Genomic DNA, 2,052 nt, shown 5'->3' on the forward strand with positions numbered 1-2,052 from the left:
AGATAGTGGACGTTACTCGCAGAATAAGCACCGGCTAACTCTGTGCCAGCAGCCGCGGTAATACAGAGGGTGCGAGCGTTAATCGGATTTACTGGGCGTAAAGCGTGCGTAGGCGGCTTTTTAAGTCGGATGTGAAATCCCCGAGCTTAACTTGGGAATTGCATTCGATACTGGGAAGCTAGAGTATGGGAGAGGATGGTAGAATTCCAGGTGTAGCGGTGAAATGCGTAGAGATCTGGAGGAATACCGATGGCGAAGGCAGCCATCTGGCCTAATACTGACGCTGAGGCACGAAAGCATGGGGAGCAAACAGGATTAGATACCCTGGTAGTCCATGCCGTAAACGATGTCTACTAGCCGTTGGGGCCTTTGAGGCTTTAGTGGCGCAGCTAACGCGATAAGTAGACCGCCTGGGGAGTACGGTCGCAAGACTAAAACTCAAATGAATTGACGGGGGCCCGCACAAGCGGTGGAGCATGTGGTTTAATTCGATGCAACGCGAAGAACCTTACCTGGTCTTGACATAGTAAGAACTTTCCAGAGATGGATTGGTGCCTTCGGGAACTTACATACAGGTGCTGCATGGCTGTCGTCAGCTCGTGTCGTGAGATGTTGGGTTAAGTCCCGCAACGAGCGCAACCCTTTTCCTTATTTGCCATCGGGTTAAGCCGGGAACTTTAAGGATACTGCCAGTGACAAACTGGAGGAAGGCGGGGACGACGTCAAGTCATCATGGCCCTTACGACCAGGGCTACACACGTGCTACAATGGTCGGTACAAAGGGTTGCTACTCCGCGAGGAGATGCTAATCTCAAAAAGCCGATCGTAGTCCGGATTGGAGTCTGCAACTCGACTCCATGAAGTCGGAATCGCTAGTAATCGCGGATCAGAATGCCGCGGTGAATACGTTCCCGGGCCTTGTACACACCGCCCGTCACACCATGGGAGTTTGTTGCACCAGAAGTAGGTAGTCTAACCGTAAGGAGGACGCTTACCACGGTGTGGCCGATGACTGGGGTGAAGTCGTAACAAGGTAGCCGTAGGGGAACCTGCGGCTGGATCACCTCCTTAACGAAAGATTGACGATTGGTAAGAATCCACAACAAGTTGTTCTTCATGACGATGTATCTGAGGGTCTGTAGCTCAGTTGGTTAGAGCACACGCTTGATAAGCGTGGGGTCACAAGTTCAAGTCTTGTCAGACCCACCATTCTGACTAACGAAGTATTTGAATAAAATACGGAAGCAAACAGAGAATCAGAAACATTGACTTATTGATAAGCTGGGGACTTAGCTTAGTTGGTAGAGCGCCTGCTTTGCACGCAGGAGGTCAGGAGTTCGACTCTCCTAGTCTCCACCAGAATACTTTTTAAAGCACTGCTTTTAAAAAGTATGCAAGACAAGATCACGAAGTGATCGCGTAGTTGTCTTGTGGGTTAAGCCTTAATCAAACGGTTTGATAGCTTATAGAGCTTAGCAACAAAGTGGCGTATGATTCGCTTCATTGTTATTAATCTCTGTGATTTATCACAGTAATGTACTCCGACGAGGATGCATTAAATCATTAACAGAATATATTTGAGTTGAAATAATTTGTTCATACTCGTTTGATTTAACCTAACAAGCAATTGTGAAAGTTGAATAAAATGAGTTACTAGCGAAATTAACTGAATCAAGCGTTTTGGTATATGAATCTAATTGAAGCTGTACAGTGATTAAGTTCACGAGACTCTAACTGTGGCAATTAAGTTTGCGACGCGAAATACAACTTGTATGTATTAGCGACTGTTTGGGGTTGTATAGTCAAGTAATTAAGTGCATGTGGTGGATGCCTTGGCAGTCAGAGGCGATGAAAGACGTAATAGCCTGCGATAAGCTCCGGGGAGGCGGCAAATATCCTGTGATCCGGAGATTTCTGAATGGGGAAACCCACCCGCTATAAGGCGGGTATCATAAACTGAATACATAGGTTTATGAGGCGAACGAGGGGAAGTGAAACATCTCAGTACCCTTAGGAAAAGAAATCAATTGAGATTCCCTCAGTAGCGGCGAG

2 tRNA genes and 2 rRNA genes are annotated in these 2,052 nt (G+C 47.1%); all 4 read left to right on the forward strand.

Annotated elements, in window-relative coordinates:
- Positions 1 to 1,071 (forward strand): 16S ribosomal RNA (locus FTV03_RS17580); the annotation flags it as partial.
- 61 nt (positions 1,072 to 1,132) lie between these two features.
- Positions 1,133 to 1,209, forward strand: a tRNA-Ile gene (locus FTV03_RS17585).
- A 74-nt stretch (positions 1,210 to 1,283) separates the two neighbouring features.
- A tRNA-Ala gene (locus FTV03_RS17590) sits at positions 1,284 to 1,359 on the forward strand.
- Between the two features lie 441 nt (positions 1,360 to 1,800).
- Positions 1,801 to 2,052: ribosomal RNA gene (locus FTV03_RS17595) — 23S ribosomal RNA — on the forward strand; the annotation flags it as partial.

Source organism: Acinetobacter sp. YH12218, from assembly GCF_013417925.1.
GTDB lineage: Bacteria > Pseudomonadota > Gammaproteobacteria > Pseudomonadales > Moraxellaceae > Acinetobacter > Acinetobacter amyesii.